Consider the following 15,703-nt stretch of genomic DNA (forward strand, 5'->3'; position numbering starts at 1 on the left):
TCATGGCTGGCACGCTTTATCTCATCCCGAACACACTCGGCTCGCGCGATGCGGCCGACCCGTTGCCCGACGTGATTCCCGCGGGCGTACAGCAGATCACTGCCCGGCTCGATTACTTCGTCGCCGAGCACGCCAAGACGGCGCGTGCGCTGCTGAAGAAGCTGGCCGAAACCACGCCGCTGGCGCGCCCGCTGCAGGAAATCACCATCCGCGAACTCAACGTCAAGACGCCGGACTCAGAGCTGAAAGCGCTGCTGGCGCCGATCATTGCCGGGCAAGACGCAGGGCTGATGTCGGAAGCGGGTGTGCCGGCCGTGGCCGATCCGGGCGCCAACCTCGTGCGCCTCGCCCACCAGCACGGCGTGCGCGTGAAGCCGCTGGTGGGGCCCAGTTCGATTCTGCTGGCGGTGATGGCATCCGGCCTGAATGGCCAGAGCTTTGCGTTTAACGGCTACCTACCGGTGGATGCGGCCGAGCGCAAGACCAAGCTGCGTACGCTGGAACAGCTCTCACGCTCAGCGGGGCAAACCCAGGTCTTTATTGAGACGCCGTACCGCAACGGCGCGCTGCTGGAAGCCATCCAGGCCGGTTGCGCACCGGGCACGCTGCTTTCCATCGCGGTGGATCTGACGTTGCCCAGCGAGCAGGTGGTGACGCTGCCCGTGAGCGACTGGCGCGCCGACCGCATGGATTTGCACAAGCGGCCGGCGATCTTCTCACTCCTGGCGCGCTGATTATTCCTTCATCAGCAGCTTGAGCTGGCCCGTCGCGGCCAGCGCCTTGACGGCCCCCGCGCCCATCGCCGTGCCAAGCTTGCGGGCAACGCGCGAGGCGAAGTTTTCCTTGACCGTGTAGTCGACCACGTCCGGCGCCTTGATAACGTTGCGCGCCACGAAATCTGCGCTACCAAGCCCATCGGCCAGGCCCAGCTCAATTGCCTTCGAGCCAGTCCAGAACAAGCCCGTGAACAGCGTCGGATCGTCCTTCAGACGGTTGCCGCGACCTTGCTTGACCACGTCGATGAACTGCTGGTGGATGTCGTTGAGCATGTCCTGCGCGTACTGCTTCTGCTGCGGCGACACCGGCGAGAACGGGTCGAGCATTCCCTTGTTCGAGCCAGCCGTGAGCAGGCGGCGCTCCACACCGACCTTGTCCATCAGGCCAGTAAAGCCGAAGCCGTCCATCAGCACACCGATCGAGCCAACGATGCTGGCCTTGTCGACATAGATCTTGTCAGCCGCCGCGGCCACGTAGTAACCACCCGAGGCGCACATCTCCTCCACCACCACGTACAGCGGAATGTTCTTGTACTTGGCACGCAAGCGGCGGATGTCGTCATTGATCATGCCCGCCTGCACCGGCGAGCCACCCGGTGAATTGATCTTGAGGATCACGCCGACCGTGTTGTCATCGGCAAACGCGGCTTCGAGCGATGCATTGATGTTCTCGGCGCTGGCGTTTGTGCTGGCGGCAATCTCGCCATCGAGGTTGACCACTGCGGTGTGGCGACCGGTGCTGACGGTCTCGCCCTCGAAGCTGGCGAACGCCCAAAGAATCAGACCAACGATACCCAGCAACACGAAGCGGAAAAAGATGCGCCAGCGGCGTGCAGCGCGTTGCTCACGCACCGTCGCCATGAGTACCTTTTCGAGTACCTCGCGCTCCCAGCCACTCGGCTGGGCCTGGGCCGACGCTGGAGCCGCAGATGCAGGCTTGCCGGCGGCCGAATCACGCAGCTCAGCTTCGAGCGGGTGATCGGCGTGCCGCGTGACTTCCAGTGCTTCCGGTTTGCCGGCGCCCTCTTCGGGTGCGTTTTCAGGCCCTTTCGGCGGATTCGAGTCGGTCATAGACGAAGTGGAGAACGTTCGAGGAGATCGAGAAGATGGACGACACCATCATGCCGGTGGAATCGGCGCCGGTGCGGGTGCCGGCATGCGAAACAACGCGTCGGGCTGCCACCAGACCTCGCCGTCGCGCTCGGCAATGTCGAGCTTGGACAGATGCGAGCCTCGGCACGGCCCACCGACGCAGCGACCGGTATCCGGCTCATAGATGGCGCCATGTGTGGCGCACATCAGATACAGCCCGGAGCTTTCAAAAAACTGACCTTCCTGCCAGTCCATTTCCATCGGCACGTGCGCGCACTGGTTCAGGTAGCCATGCACGCTGCCTGCGTAGCGGACGACGAAAGCGCTCACCGCACGCCCACGCACCTCCACGGGGAAACGCACGCCGAGACCGCCATCTTCCAGCGCGGCGCTTTCGCAAATACGAATCGGCTCGGTCATTTCAGGCATGGTCAGTCAGCCAGCGGTGCAGATCAGCGACCGATTGCGCGCAGTACAGCGGCGTGAGCGCATGCAACACATCGGCAGGGTGCGCGCCGTATGTGACGGCCACACCGGCAGCCCCCGCATTGGCGGCCATCAGCAAGTCGTGCGTGGTGTCACCAATCATGAGCGTGCGCTCGACATCCATGCCGAGGTCGCGCGTGAGTTCGAGCAGCATCGCCGGGTGCGGCTTGGAGAACGTCTCGTCAGCGCAACGCGTGTTGTCGAACACGCCGGTCAGGCCTGTGACCTCCAGCGCACGCTGCAGGCCGATGCGCGACTTGCCGGTCGCCACGGCCAGCAGGTAATTTTCGCCGCGCAGTGCATCGAGCATCTCGCGCACGCCCGGAAACAGCACCAGCTGCGAATCGCGGCTGAGGTAATGAAAACGATAACGTTCCGCCAACTTGCCGTAGTCGGCCGGGTCGAGCGTCGGCACCGCGTATTCGAGCGCATCGCGCAACCCCAGACCGATCACGTGGCTGGCGTGCGCATCATCCGGCACAGGCAGATCCAGATCCCGGCACGCAAGCTGGATCGACCGGGTAATGGCCGACGTCGAATCCATCAAGGTACCGTCCCAGTCGAAGACGATCAGGTCAAAGCGCTGCTGGGGCATCGGGATCGGGACTCTCAGATTGGAAGGCGTTGAGGAAATCGGCGCACTCGGCCGGCAGCGGCGCATTGAATGTGACGATTTCACCACTATGCGGATGCGTCAATTGCAGGCGATGCGCGTGCAGGAACATCCGCCCCAGCCGCGGCGAGGCGTTTGCACGCGATAGCGCTTTGTTGAGTGCGAAATCGCCGTATTTGTCGTCGCCCAGAATAGGAAAACCGGCATGCGCCAGGTGCACCCGAATCTGGTGCGTGCGGCCAGTCTTCAACTCGGCCTCCAGCAGGGTGTAAGGCCCGAACACCCCCACCTTGTTGAAGATCGTGTGCGACGGCTGCCCGTCGGCCTGCACGCGCACGCGGCGCTCGCCTTCTGGCGTGGTGAATTTGTGCAGCGGCGATTTGATGTGCTGGCGCTTGTGCGGCCAGACGCCCTTCACGGCAGCGAAATAGCGCTTGTCGAGCTGGCCTTCGCGAATCTGCTCATGCAGCGCCACCAGTGCCGAGCGCTTCTTGGCGAGCAGCAAGACGCCAGAAGTCTCGCGATCCAGGCGATGCACCAGCTCAAGGAATTTGGCGTCCGGACGCGATTGACGCAACTGCTCGATCACCCCGAAAGCGACACCCGAGCCGCCGTGCACGGCCACGCCGGCCGGCTTATCAATCACCAATAGGTGCGCATCTTCGTGGAGGATCGTGAATTCGGCCGCCGGCACCACACGCGGCGCGTCAGTCTGTTGAGCGATCCGAAGCGGCGGAATGCGCACCAGATCGCCAAGTTTCAGACGGTATTCGGCATCAATCCGACCTTTATTCACGCGCACCTCGCCGGAGCGCAGGATGCGGTAGATATGGCTCTTGGGCACGCCCTTGGCCAAGCGCATCAGGAAATTGTCGATGCGCTGCCCTTCGGCGTCTTCACCGATTTCCACATAGGCGACGGATTTGCCATCGAGTGCGTCACGCGCGGCCTGTTGAATGCGGCCATCAAATGGATGGCGTAACTCATTCATTTTCAATATAATTTTCTCGCTGGACAGTCGTTTAGGCGCCAGCAAAGCCGGTCGGGACGAAACAACAGCTATTGTACACAGCCACCGTTTCCGTCCGGAACGTGCCGATTCCCCACCCACTTGTGTTACAAAGCTAATCACGTGGCCGGTCCAATCGGCACGAAAGCAGCACGCACCGCTGTCCCATCGCGCAGGACGTGAACCAAAGATCACGTCGGCAAGATCGGCCAGCGTAGAACGAGCAGCTGGTAGAACAGAATTCAAAAGCGGGCGCCACATGGTCTCCATACGGCGCCCGCTTGGTGAAAGAAGCCCTTGCCGCACCACAGTTGGTGCCGGCCGGCTCAGTATCCGGTTACCGCGTTGCCATGGCGGTCCGGCGGCAAAACTCCAACAAGCAGCACGCCGCCCGATTCGCCCCGCCGCGGGTTTCGCCCGGACACGCCGCGCCGTCTATTCGCTCTTTGTGGTCGCTTCACGCGACTCGCCGCCGCCGGCCCGCCCGCACAACGCGTTGGGCCCGTGGCACGAGTGACAGGACGCGCGACAAGACGCCAACCGCGTCTGCGAACTCCGCCCTGCCGTCCGTGACGCCCTCATTTCTTTCGCCCGTGCCCCGTCGCGCCGTCTTTTCATCGGCCGACACCCCGGCAATTCGTTGACCACCCGCTCCGCCTTCGCGTGCTCCATGAAGCGCCGTGCATGCACGGCATTGGAGTGAGGTTGCAATGAAACGCATGTTGTTCAATGCGACGCAGCAAGAAGAATTGCGCGTCGCCATTGTCGATGGTCAGAAACTGATCGATATCGACATCGAAACCGCCGGGCGCGAACAGCGCAAAGGCAATATCTACAAGGGTGTCATCACCCGCATCGAACCGTCGCTGGAAGCCTGCTTCGTCAACTACGGCGAAGAGCGGCACGGTTTCCTCCCCTTCAAGGAAGTCGCCCGCGCCTATTTCAAGGACGGCGTGGACGTGCGCAACGCGCGCATCCAGGATGCGCTGCGCGAAGGCCAGGAGCTGATCGTCCAGGTTGAGAAAGAAGAGCGCGGCAACAAGGGCGCAGCCCTGACCACGTTCATCTCGCTGGCCGGCCGCTACCTGGTGCTGATGCCGAACAACCCGCGTGGCGGTGGCGTGTCGCGCCGCATCGAGGGCGAAGACCGCCAGGAACTGCGCGAAACCATGGCGCAGCTCGAAGTACCGGACGGCATGAGCATCATCGCCCGCACCGCCGGCATCGGCCGCTCGGCGGAAGAACTGCAGTGGGACTTGAACTACCTGATGCAGCTGTGGAAGGCCGTCGATGGCGCTGCCGTCGACAACAAGGCGCCGCTGCTGATCTATCTCGAATCCAGCCTCGTGATTCGCGCCATTCGCGATTACTTCCAGCCGGATATCGGTGAAATCCTGATCGATACGGACGATATCTACGATCAGGCCCGCGCCTTCATGAGCGTGGTGATGCCCGACAACATGAATCGGGTGAAGAAGTACCGCGACGACGTGCCCCTGTTCTCGCGCTTCCAGATCGAACACCAGATTGAATCGGCGTACTCGCGCATGGTGATGCTGCCCTCGGGCGGCGCCATCGTGATCGACCACACCGAGGCGCTGGTCGCCATCGACGTGAACTCGGCACGCGCCACCAAGGGCGCTGACATCGAGGAAACCGCCGCGCGCACCAACCTCGAAGCCGCTGATGAGATCGCCCGCCAGCTCCGCCTGCGCGACCTGGGCGGCCTGATCGTGATCGACTTCATCGACATGGAGTCGAGTAAGGCCCAGAAGGACGTCGAAACCCGTCTGAAAGACGCGCTGCGCCACGACCGCGCCCGCGTGCAGATGGGCAAGATCAGCCGCTTCGGCCTGATGGAACTGTCGCGCCAGCGCCTGCGTCCGTCGCTATCGGAAGGCTCGCACGTCACTTGCCCGCGCTGTAACGGCACGGGCCACATCCGCGATACTGAATCGTCTGCCCTGCAGGTGCTGCGCATCATCCAGGAAGAGGCGATGAAGGAAAACACCGCCGCGCTGCACTGCCAGGTGCCGGTGGAAGTGGCTGCATTCCTGCTCAACGAGAAGCGCCAGGACATCAACCTGATCGAGACACGCTTCAAGGTCAACGTCCTGCTGATCCCGAACAAGCACCTCGAGACGCCGCACTACAAGCTCGAGCGCCTGCGCCACGACGATCCGCGCCTGGACGACACCAAGGCTAGCTACAAGATGGCCGAGGAAGCCGCCAAGGAACTGGAAGCCGACACCGCCTACAGCACCCGCAAGGAAGCTGCCAAGCCGCGTCAGGAAGCCGCCGTCAAGGGCATCACGCCGGAGCAGCCGGCGCCGGTGTCGGTGCCGCGTCCGGAGCGTCCGGTTCGCACCGAGCCCCCCGCTGCCCCGCAAGTGGCTGCGCCGGTGCCCGCACAAGGTGGTTTCATTTCGTGGCTGAAGTCGCTGTTTGGCGGCAAGCCGGCTGAGCCGGTGGTAGCAGCCCCGGTTGAGGCTCCGAAACAACGCGCTGAAGATGCCAACCGCCGCGACCGTGGCGGCCGCCAAGATCGCGGTGGCCGCGGCCAGCGTGGCGAACGCGCAGAACGTGGCGAGCGCCAGGGTCAAGGCCAAGGCCAGAACGGCCGCGATGGCAACCGCCAAGGCCGTGACCGCAACGAAGCTCGCGAAGGTCAGCAACAACAAAGCCAGCGCGAAGGTCAACGTGACGGCCAACGCGGCAATCGTGATCGCAACCGTCAGCCAGCTCAGGTCGAAGGCGGTGCACGCGAAACCGCTGAAGCCCGCCAGCCGCAACAGGGCCAGGAAGCCCGCGCCGACGGTCAGAATCAGGGCCAAGGCCGCCGCGAGCGCAACCAGGAACGCCGTGAGCGTCAGCCGCGCGAAGGTGCCCGCGAGGGCCGTGAAGGTCGTGAGGCCCGCGAACCGCGCGAGCCGCGTGAAAACCGCGAACGCGATCAACAAGCCAAGGAAGCTGCCGCCGCAACTCCGCTGGCAGCAGAGGACCTGATCGACCAGGCTGCTGCACCGCAAGTGCAGCAAGCCCTGCTCGACACCACGGTTCCGGCAGAAGTCACCGGCGCAGAAGGCGTGGCTCCGGGCGCAGAAGGCAACGGTGAGGGCGAAGAGCGCCGCCGTCGTGGTCGTCGTGGTCGCAACCGCTATCGCCGTGATCGCGAAGGCGCAGAAGGCGTGCGCGCTGAAGGTGAAGACGACGCGGAAGGCAGCGAAAACGCCATCGCAGAAACCGAAGTGCATGCTGCGCCTGAAGCTAACCAGTCCGCCGAACCGGCACCGCACACGACCGTGACCGAGCCGGTGCAGACCGCCACGTTCGCACCGGTTGAAGCGCCGGCCCCGGTGGTCCAGGAACCCGTGCTTTCGGCTGAAGTCGTGGCACCAGTCGCCGCTGCGCCTGTTGTGCAGCCGGCTGAACCGGCCGTGGTGGCTGCCGCTGCTCCGGCAATTGAAGCTGCCGAGGCTGCTGTCGAAACTGCGATGGCCGCTGCACCGGCACCGGTCAGCGCGGTCGCCAAGGCTGCGCCGCTGTCCGTTGAAACGCTGCAAAGCGTGGTGACCAATGTCGGCATGACGTGGGTCCACACGGATGCGCAAAAGCTGCAAGCCTCGCAGGAAGAGGCTGCCCGCACCGTCACGCCGCCGCGCGTGCCGCGTGAGCGCAAGCCGCTGCCGCCGATCCAGCAAGGTCCGATGATCCTGGTTGAGACCGGCCGCACGGCGAGCGGCGCTGACCAGCAGTAAGCAATCTACCCGGCGGGCAACCGCCGGCACATTGCCTAAGGGCGGCTTCGGCCGCCCTTTTTCCTGTGCACGACTGGCAGGGCCTGAATTGTGCTCCCCGCGTCAAACGGGGGCTGCGCTACACTCGAAGCTATATCCAGCGTGATCGTCCTGTCCTGCTTCGTGGATTGACGCGCCGCAACACACCATGACCGAAACCGTCATCCCCCTCTACGATCTGCGTGATGTACGTGATGGCCAGCACCATCGCGCCACGGTGCCTGCCGTGCCGGACACGCTCGTCCCGGCACAGGGCTGGCTGACGGATACACGCGGCCGTCGGCTGCACGATCTGCGTATCTCGGTCACGGACCGCTGCAACTTCCGCTGCGTCTACTGCATGCCGAAGGATGTGTTCGACAAGGACTACCGCTTCCTGCGCCACTCCGAACTGCTGTCGTTCGAAGAGATCGAGCGCATGGCGCGGTTGTTCATCGAGCATGGTGTCGAGAAGATCCGCCTCACGGGCGGCGAGCCGCTGCTGCGCAAGGACATCGAGCGCCTGGTCGAGATGCTCGCGCGCCTGACCACCGCCGAGGGTAAACCGCTGGACCTCACGCTGACCACCAACGGTGCCCTGCTGGCGCGCAAGGCGCAGTCACTCAAGGACGCCGGGCTCAACCGCGTGACCGTCAGTCTGGATGCCATTGACGATGCGGCCTTCCGCCGCATGAACGACGTTGATTTTGCCGTGAGCGAGGTACTGCGCGGTATCGAAGTCGCGCAGAAGGTGGGCCTCGCGCCGCTCAAGGTCAACATGGTCGTCAAGAAAGACGACAACGACAGCCAGATCGTGCCGATGGCGCGTCATTTCCGGGGTAGCGGCATCATCGTGCGTTTCATCGAATACATGGATGTGGGCACAACCAACCACTGGGAGATGGGCTCCGTCGTACCGTCTGCTGAGGTGGTCAAGCGCCTGTCTGAAGCGTTTCCGCTGGAGCCGGTTTCGGCCAACTACAGCGGCGAGACGGCCGAGCGCTGGCGCTACGTGGATGGCGCGGGCGAGATCGGCGTGATCTCCAGCGTCACGCAAGCGTTCTGCCACGACTGCACGCGCGCGCGGCTCTCGACTGAGGGCAAGCTGTACCTGTGCCTGTTCGCGACCGAAGGCTTCGACCTGCGCGCCCTGCTGCGCGGCGGCACGACTGACCTCGAACTCTCCAACGCGATCCGCGCCATCTGGCAGGGCCGCGCAGATCGCTACTCCGAATTGCGCGCCAATGGCCAGGGCCATCCGGCCGGCCGGCGCATCGAAATGTCCTACATCGGCGGCTAAACCCGCCGGTCACCCATCACATGATTCAGACTTCCGACATCACCGGCCTGATCCTGGCCGGCGGCCGGGGCAGCCGCATGGGCGGCGTCGACAAGGGCCTGCAGACCTTCCGCGGCGCGCCGATGGCGATGCACACGCTGATGCGCCTGTCGCCGCAGGTGGATCACATGTTGATCAACGCCAATCGCAACCTGGCCGCGTACGAATCGTTTGGCGTACCGGTCGTGGTGGATTCCGTACCGGACTTTGCCGGGCCGCTGGCCGGTGTGCTCGCGGGGTTGGAGCAATGCCAGACGCGCTATCTGCTGACCGCGCCGTGCGATTCACCCTTCGTGCCGATCGACCTGGCCACCAAGCTGTCGGCCGCGCTTGAACAAGCCAACGCACGCATCGCCATGCCGGTGACGATGGAACCAGATGCGCACGGTCAGCCGCGCAAGCAGGTGCAGCCGGTATTCTGTTTGATCGATGCGCTGCTGGCAGACGACCTGACCGCCTATCTGCAAGGCGGCGGCCGTAAGATCGAAACCTGGACTGCGCGCCACCCGACGGTGGAAGTGTTGTTCGACGACGCCACTGCCTTCGCCAACATCAACACGCTGGAAGAACTGCAGCACCTGGCTGAGCGCCGCTAGAGCGCCGCCCTCCCCCTCACCGACGTCATGACCACCCTCGCCTCCGTCGTTTCCTGCCTGTCTGACTACGATCCGAATGCGCTGCCGGTCGCGCAAGCGCAAGCCATCATGCGCGACTTCGTACAGCCGATCAGCGGCTTTGCGCGCGTGCCGATCCGCAGCGCGCTTGACCGCGTGCTGGCCGAAGATGTGCTGTCGTCCATTGACGTGCCTTCGCATGACAACTCGGCGATGGACGGCTTCGCCTTTGCCAGCGCAGAACTCGCGCGCGGAGAAGGCGAGGTGTCGTTGCATGTGATCGGCACGGCGTACGCTGGTGTCGCCTTCGACGGCACACCAGGCGCGGGTGAGGCCGTACGCGTGATGACCGGCGCCGTCATGCCCACCGGCTGCGATACGGTCATCCCGCAGGAATTCACGCAGGGCGACGCAAGCACCGTCCGCTTTGCCCGCGATGCGGTACGCGCAGGCGACAACCGCCGACTGCGTGGCGAAGACCTCGCCCGGGGCAGCGCAGCGCTGGCGGCCGGCCGCATCCTCCGTCCAGCCGACATCGGCATGCTCGCCTCGCTAGGCATCGCCGAAGTGGCCGTGCGCCGCAAGCTGCGCGTGGCGTTCTTCTCCACCGGCGACGAGCTGCGTTCCATCGGTGAACCACTCGACGCCGGCTGCGTGTACGACTCGAACCGCTACACGCTGCACGGCATGCTTTCGCGCCTGGGCGTGGAACTGATCGACATGGGCGTCGTGCGTGACGACCCGGCCGCGCTCGAAACCGCCTTTCGCACCGCCGCCGAGAACGCCGATGCAATCATCACCTCAGGCGGCGTGTCCGTCGGCGAGGCCGATTTCACCAAACAGATGATGGCCAAGCTCGGCGACGTGACCTTCTGGAAGATCGCCATGCGCCCAGGCCGCCCAATGGCCTTCGGACGCATCCACTCCAACGGCCGCAGCGCCTTCCTGTTTGGCCTGCCGGGCAACCCGGTGGCGGTGATGGTGACGTTCTATCACTTCGTGCGTGGCGCGCTGCTGCGCATGATGGGTGCCACCGAGCTGGGCGCACCGCTGGTGCCCGCCGTGAGCGTTGCACCAATCCGAAAACGCCCCGGGCGCACGGAGTATCAGCGCGCCATAGCTGTACTGAACGCGCGCGGCCAACTCGAAGTCCGCCTGACCGGCCAGCAAGGCTCGGGCGTGCTGCGGTCCATGAGTGAGGCGAACTGCTTCGTGGTACTCGCACACGAGCAGGGCCAGGTGAACGCAGGGGATGCCGTACAAATCCTGCTGTTCGACGGGCTGATCTGAGACTTGGGACCTGTGTCGTCTGGCCTGCTGTCGCTACAGGCAAGCCCCATCACAGTGCGAGCGTGGCGCTCACGGCGCCTCCCGCTGGAAGCAGTGAGGCATATTGTCGGTTTTTTGCGTCACCCTCAGGGCGCGGGTATCGGCGCGTCGGTCGATTCGCTACACTTTGCGCCAGTTTGAATGTTTAGAGCCTGCGTGACGCCATGATGAAAAGGGAGATTGTCTACCTCCACCCCGCCCACACCGCGCGTGCGCTGGTGCTGGTGTACCTGTGTTTCTCGCTCCCGATCGTCGGGCTGGTGTTCTTTACCGGCTTTGTCCGCACGGGTGAGCTCCCAGCAATCGCCATTCTGAGCGGCTTGCTACTCAACGCGCTGATCGGCTTTGGTGCACTTTGGCTCGGCTGCCACGCCTACAACTGGGTGGCCGCACGCTTTGGCGGCATCGAGATCGCGCTGCGCGATGTACCGGAAGAAGCTTGATCCGGTCGTAGGCCGATAAAAGAAGGGGCGGAAAATTCCGCCCCTTTTCTTTTGCTGATGCTGTTGGCTTATTCAGCCTCGGCCTCGTCATCCGACGGCACGGCCGACTCCAAACCCAGTACGTTCTGCGCAGAATCGCTGGGCAAAGCCTCCACCGACTTGAGCTTGCTACTCATCACGCGGGTGCGTCGCTCGGCGTCCCCGATGTTGTTGATGGCACGTTCCAGTGTGGTCTTGGTTTTAGCCAGCACATCGCCAAACTTGCCGAATTCAGTCTTGACCGCGCCCAGCACCTGCCAGACCTCACTGGAACGCTTCTCCAGCGCCAGCGTGCGGAAACCCATCTGCAGACTGTTGAGGATGGCCGTCAGTGTGGTCGGCCCCGCCACCGTAACGCGGAACTTGCGCTGCAGTTCATCCGTCAGGCCCGGACGGCGCAGCACCTCAGCGTAGAGACCTTCGGTCGGCAGGAAGAGAATCGCGAAATCCGTCGTCGCCGGCGGCGCAATGTACTTCTCGTGGATGGTCTGCGCTTCCTTGCGTACCGCCACCTCCAGCTCGCGGCTGGCGACGGCGGCGGCTTCTGCATCGGCGCGTTCCTGTGCGTCGAGCAGACGCTCGTACTGCTCCTTCGGGAACTTGGCGTCGATCGGCAGCCAGACTGCGGCGTCACGATCGGCATCGTTCTTGCCGGGCAGGCGGATGGCGAACTCCACGCGTGCGCCGGTGCCACGTACGGTTTCAACGTTCTTGTCGTATTGCTCGGGCGTAAGCATCTGCTCCAGCAGCATTTCCAACTGGACTTCGCCCCAGGTGCCGCGCGTCTTCACGTTGGTCAGCACCTTCTTCAAATCGCCCACGCCTTGCGCCAGCGCCTGCATTTCGCCCAGGCCGCGGTGCACCTGCTCCAGACGGTCCGACACCAGCTTGAACGATTCGCCCAGGCGCTGCTCCAGCGTGGCGTGCAGCTTTTCGTCGACGGTGCGGCGCATCTCGTCGAGCTTGGTGGCGTTGTTGGCCTCGATGTCCTTGAGCTTCTGCTCCAGCGTGGCGCGCACCTCGGCCAGACGGCGTTCGTTGCCCTCGCCCAGTTGGGCGAGCTGCTGCTGCATCGCCTCGCCAAAGCGGCGCAGCGCGTTGCCCTGCTCTTCGCGTGCCTGCTGGGCCTGCTGCTGCAGGCTCTGGCGCACGGCTTCCAACTGCTGGGTGTTCGTCTCCGTCAGCTTGGTGAGCTGCTGCGCGAACGTGTCGATCTGGTTGTTCTGCAGCGTGGCGACGCTGGTGAGCTGCGTCGCCAGCACCTGCTGGAACTGCCCCAGCTGTTGCGTGACATCACTGCGGCCGATGCGTGCCGTCTCGGCAATTTCGCCGCGCAGTTCACGCTCGATGCGTTCGTTGCCGCGCGCAAGCTCCCGCAAGAGCCCTTCCTGCAGCGCCGCAAGCAATGGCGACACATCGTTTGCCGCCGGGCGCGAGACGCCTCGCCAGATCAGCACACACAGCACGGCCACGATGGCCACGCCAAACAACGTCAATAAAGCCAACCAATCCATAGGGGCGTTCGGTTCGATCAGGAAGCGGCGCGCGGCACAGCCAGCGCGTCAGGGTTCAACAAGTTGGGCGGTTGGCCCGCGTGCGGGCCGAAACCGAGTGCGGCAATCAGGTTGTCAGCGGCCATGTTGGCCATGCCCAGGCGTGTGCCCAACGTGGCACTGGCAATGTGCGGCGTGAGCGCGACATGCTCGGCCTCCAGCAGCGCTGGATGCACCTTCGGCTCGCCTTCGTACACATCGAGACCGGCCGCAAAGATGCGCTTGTCAGCCAGTGCCTGCGCCAGCGCGGCATCGTCGACGATACCGCCGCGCGCGAGGTTGACTAGCGTGGCGGTGGGCTTCATCTGCGCCAGCTCGGCAGCGCCGATGGCGTGATGACTTTCCTTGGAATACGGCAGCACCAGCACGAGATGATCGGCCTGCTTCAGCAAATCTTCCTTGCTGACGTACGTGGCACGCGTGTCCTGCTCGATCTCGGGCGCGAGCCGGCTGCGGTTGTGATAGATCACGCGCATCGAGAAGCCGCTCGCGCGCCGCGCCAAAGCCTGCCCGATGCGGCCCATGCCAAGAATGCCCAGCGTGCTGCCGTACACCTCGGCACCGAGGAACATGTCGTACGTCCAGCGCTTCCAATGCCCCGCACGCAACCAGTGCTCGGACTCCGGCACGCGGCGGGCAGCGGCCATCAGCAGCGCCCAGCCAAAGTCCGCTGTCGTCTCGGTCAGGATGTCCGGCGTGTTGGTGGCGAGAATGCCCGCGCGCGTCATCGCCGGCAGATCGAAGTTGTTGTAGCCGACCGCCATGTTGCACACCGCGCGCAGCGTCGGTACACGGCTGATCAACTCGGCGTTGATGGTGTCGGCGGCATTGGACAGCAACCCCACGCGGCCCTGCAGACGCTCGGCCAGGGCCTCAGGCGGATAGACGACGTCCGCCTGGTTGTCGATCACGTCGAAGGTTTCGCGCAGGCGTTCCAGTACTTCGGGAAACATCGCGCGGGTGACAAGGATTCCGGGTTTCATACGCTCCACACTCACTGAAATTGAGATGCTCTGGAAACCGTAGCGAGCGGTCCGAGGTTGGTCCGAGACGCGCAGCCGTACACGCGTACGGTGAGCATCACAGGGCCAAGATCGGACCGCGCAGTAGGTTTGCAGTGCATCTCTAGCGGAAGAAGACGAAAGTCATGAGCACAAAGATCGGCACCAGAATGCCCACGGACCACAACATGTAGCCGAAGAAACTCGGCATCTGCAGGCCACGGCTCTCTGCAATGGCCTTGACCATCAGGTTGGGGGCATTGCCGATGTAGGTATTCGCCCCCATGAACACGGCCGCCGCTGAAATGGCCGCCAGCGTGGAGGCGCCTTCGGTCATCAGCATCTTGGCGTCGCCGCCGGCAGTGTTGAAGAACACGAGATACGTCGGCGCGTTGTCGAGGAAGGATGACAGCAGCCCCGTCGCCCAGAAGTACATCGCGTTGTTCGGCTGCCCTGCACTGTCGTTGACGAGACGAACGATCATTGCGAACGGACCATCCACACCCGCCTTGAGCATGGCGATGACCGGCCCGATGGTGATGAAGATGCCGGCAAACAACTTGGCGACTTCCAGGATGGGTTCCCAGTTGAATTCGTTGCCGGCGCGCGCGCTGCCGGGCGTCAGCCACAGCGAGAGCAAAGCGATGCAGACCAGGCCGATGTCACGCACCACGTTCTGCAGCAGCACCTCGGTGCCCATCACGTGGAAGACGATGCCGGGCTTCCACAGCCCGCTCATCAGCACGAGGCCCAGGATGCCAGCCAGCAGGATGAAGTTGACGTTGCCCTCGAAGCGCAGCGGACCGGCGTCGTCGGGCGTGGCATCGGTGATGTTGGGCAGTTCTTCCTTGCCCGTGTGATAGAAGTAGCTGTCGACCGCGAAGAAGATCGCCAGCAGCAGCACCCACATCATCAGCGTCTCGCGCCAGAGGTACTTGGCGGTCCAGAAGAAGTCGACGCCCTGCAGGAAGCCGAGGAACAGCGGCGGATCGCCCAGCGGCGTCAGTGCCCCGCCCGCGTTGGCCACCAGAAAGATGAAGAACACGACGACGTGCGCACGGTGCCGGCGCGCCTCGTTGGCGCGCAGCAGTGGCCGGATCAGCAGCATGGCCGCCCCGGTCGTGCCCATGATGCTGGCGAGAACCGTGCCCAGCCCGATGAGGCCCGTATTCAGTTTTGGAGTGCCGTGGATATTGCCGCGAATGCAGATACCGCCGGCCACTACGTACAGTGCGGCGATCAGCGCGATGAACGGGATGTACTCCGCAAGCGCGGCATGGATGACGGAGGCAACGGCAGACTCACCTCCAAAGCCGATGCCGAACGGCACCAGAAACGCCAGCGCCCATGCCGCCGCGATCTTGCCGTAGTGGTCGTGCCAAAGCTTGGGCGCTACCAGCGGTGCAATGGCAATCGACAGCAAGATGCCGGCAAACGGTGCGCCCCACCAGAGCGATAACTCCGCGCCATTCACGTCGGCGGCACGCGCCAGGCCACAGGAAAACAGGAAGACAAGGGGCCAGAGGCGTTTCACGTAGACGTTCTCCTAAGCATTGGCGCGCCGCGAAGCCACACGCCACATGAACAAAGACGCCAGTGTAAACGCCTAGGGTCCGTTACCCCATGAAACGTA

General features: G+C 64.0%; 13 protein-coding genes. 6 read left to right on the forward strand and 7 right to left on the reverse strand.

Annotation, left to right across the window (positions count from 1 at the left end):
* Positions 1–2 precede the first annotated feature (2 nt).
* A complete protein-coding gene (locus F7R11_RS13040; RefSeq protein ID WP_064804025.1) occupies positions 3–734 on the forward strand; it encodes an SAM-dependent methyltransferase in 732 nt (243 codons plus the stop codon).
* On the opposite strand, the gene F7R11_RS13045 is transcribed toward F7R11_RS13040, so the two are convergent.
* The 4 genes from F7R11_RS13045 to F7R11_RS13060 are packed head-to-tail and all read right to left on the reverse strand — an operon-like array spanning position 735 to position 3,958.
* Positions 735–1,847 (reverse strand): S49 family peptidase, encoded by a 1,113-nt coding sequence (locus F7R11_RS13045; protein WP_064804027.1) that lies wholly within the window; start codon positions 1,845–1,847, stop codon positions 735–737.
* Positions 1,848–1,895: 48 nt separating this feature from the next.
* Positions 1,896–2,297, reverse strand: a complete 402-nt coding sequence (locus F7R11_RS13050; RefSeq protein WP_064804029.1) for a Rieske (2Fe-2S) protein — start codon at positions 2,295–2,297, stop codon at positions 1,896–1,898.
* A complete protein-coding gene (locus F7R11_RS13055; RefSeq protein WP_064804031.1) occupies positions 2,290–2,949 on the reverse strand; it encodes an HAD-IA family hydrolase in 660 nt (219 codons plus the stop codon). Before F7R11_RS13055 ends, F7R11_RS13050 begins: the two co-directional genes overlap by 8 nt.
* Complete coding sequence (locus F7R11_RS13060) at positions 2,930–3,958, reverse strand: RluA family pseudouridine synthase (RefSeq protein ID WP_064804033.1); 1,029 nt, start codon at positions 3,956–3,958, stop codon at positions 2,930–2,932. The genes F7R11_RS13055 and F7R11_RS13060 overlap by 20 nt, the downstream gene beginning before the upstream one ends.
* Before the next feature lie 728 nt (positions 3,959–4,686).
* On the opposite strand from F7R11_RS13060, the gene F7R11_RS13065 reads away from it, so the two are divergent.
* From F7R11_RS13065 to F7R11_RS13085, 5 genes are all read left to right on the forward strand, one after another.
* A complete protein-coding gene (locus F7R11_RS13065; RefSeq protein ID WP_064804035.1) occupies positions 4,687–7,734 on the forward strand; it encodes an Rne/Rng family ribonuclease in 3,048 nt (1,015 codons plus the stop codon).
* Between the two features lie 187 nt (positions 7,735–7,921).
* On the forward strand, positions 7,922–9,052 hold the full coding sequence (moaA, locus tag F7R11_RS13070) for a GTP 3',8-cyclase MoaA (protein WP_064804037.1): 1,131 nt from the start codon (positions 7,922–7,924) through the stop codon (positions 9,050–9,052).
* 20 nt (positions 9,053–9,072) lie between these two features.
* Positions 9,073–9,687, forward strand: a complete 615-nt coding sequence (gene mobA / locus F7R11_RS13075; protein ID WP_064804039.1) for a molybdenum cofactor guanylyltransferase MobA — start codon at positions 9,073–9,075, stop codon at positions 9,685–9,687.
* A gap of 27 nt (positions 9,688–9,714) precedes the next feature.
* A complete protein-coding gene (gene moeA, locus F7R11_RS13080; protein ID WP_064804041.1) occupies positions 9,715–10,995 on the forward strand; it encodes a molybdopterin molybdotransferase MoeA in 1,281 nt (426 codons plus the stop codon).
* Between the two features lie 203 nt (positions 10,996–11,198).
* A complete protein-coding gene (locus F7R11_RS13085; protein WP_021195388.1) occupies positions 11,199–11,477 on the forward strand; it encodes a membrane protein in 279 nt (92 codons plus the stop codon).
* A gap of 68 nt (positions 11,478–11,545) precedes the next feature.
* Here the strand turns inward: F7R11_RS13085 and F7R11_RS13090 are convergent, their stop codons facing one another.
* From F7R11_RS13090 to F7R11_RS13100, 3 genes are all read right to left on the reverse strand, one after another.
* Positions 11,546–13,030: a DNA recombination protein RmuC gene (locus F7R11_RS13090; RefSeq protein ID WP_064804043.1), complete on the reverse strand. Its 1,485-nt coding sequence runs from the start codon at positions 13,028–13,030 to the stop codon at positions 11,546–11,548.
* Positions 13,031–13,047: 17 nt separating this feature from the next.
* A complete protein-coding gene (locus tag F7R11_RS13095) occupies positions 13,048–14,052 on the reverse strand; it encodes a 2-hydroxyacid dehydrogenase (RefSeq protein WP_031329516.1) in 1,005 nt (334 codons plus the stop codon).
* 142 nt (positions 14,053–14,194) lie between these two features.
* A complete protein-coding gene (locus tag F7R11_RS13100; protein ID WP_064804044.1) occupies positions 14,195–15,604 on the reverse strand; it encodes a sodium:proton antiporter in 1,410 nt (469 codons plus the stop codon).
* Between the last annotated feature and the right edge of the window lie 99 nt (positions 15,605–15,703).

The organism is Ralstonia insidiosa (assembly GCF_008801405.1).
GTDB classification, from domain to species: domain Bacteria; phylum Pseudomonadota; class Gammaproteobacteria; order Burkholderiales; family Burkholderiaceae; genus Ralstonia; species Ralstonia insidiosa.

Bases quoted from the DNA above. Each gene is read 5' to 3' on its own strand.
- F7R11_RS13040 (WP_064804025.1), top strand. From the start codon at position 3: ATGGCTGGCACGCTTTATCTCATCCCGAACACACTCGGCTCGCGCGAT.
- F7R11_RS13045 (WP_064804027.1), bottom strand. From the start codon at position 1,847: ATGACCGACTCGAATCCGCCGAAAGGGCCTGAAAACGCACCCGAAGAG.
- F7R11_RS13050 (WP_064804029.1), bottom strand. From the start codon at position 2,297: ATGCCTGAAATGACCGAGCCGATTCGTATTTGCGAAAGCGCCGCGCTG.
- F7R11_RS13055 (WP_064804031.1), bottom strand. From the start codon at position 2,949: ATGCCCCAGCAGCGCTTTGACCTGATCGTCTTCGACTGGGACGGTACC.
- F7R11_RS13060 (WP_064804033.1), bottom strand. From the start codon at position 3,958: ATGAATGAGTTACGCCATCCATTTGATGGCCGCATTCAACAGGCCGCG.
- F7R11_RS13065 (WP_064804035.1), top strand. From the start codon at position 4,687: ATGAAACGCATGTTGTTCAATGCGACGCAGCAAGAAGAATTGCGCGTC.
- moaA (WP_064804037.1), top strand. From the start codon at position 7,922: ATGACCGAAACCGTCATCCCCCTCTACGATCTGCGTGATGTACGTGAT.
- mobA (WP_064804039.1), top strand. From the start codon at position 9,073: ATGATTCAGACTTCCGACATCACCGGCCTGATCCTGGCCGGCGGCCGG.
- moeA (WP_064804041.1), top strand. From the start codon at position 9,715: ATGACCACCCTCGCCTCCGTCGTTTCCTGCCTGTCTGACTACGATCCG.
- F7R11_RS13085 (WP_021195388.1), top strand. From the start codon at position 11,199: ATGATGAAAAGGGAGATTGTCTACCTCCACCCCGCCCACACCGCGCGT.
- F7R11_RS13090 (WP_064804043.1), bottom strand. From the start codon at position 13,030: ATGGATTGGTTGGCTTTATTGACGTTGTTTGGCGTGGCCATCGTGGCC.
- F7R11_RS13095 (WP_031329516.1), bottom strand. From the start codon at position 14,052: ATGAAACCCGGAATCCTTGTCACCCGCGCGATGTTTCCCGAAGTACTG.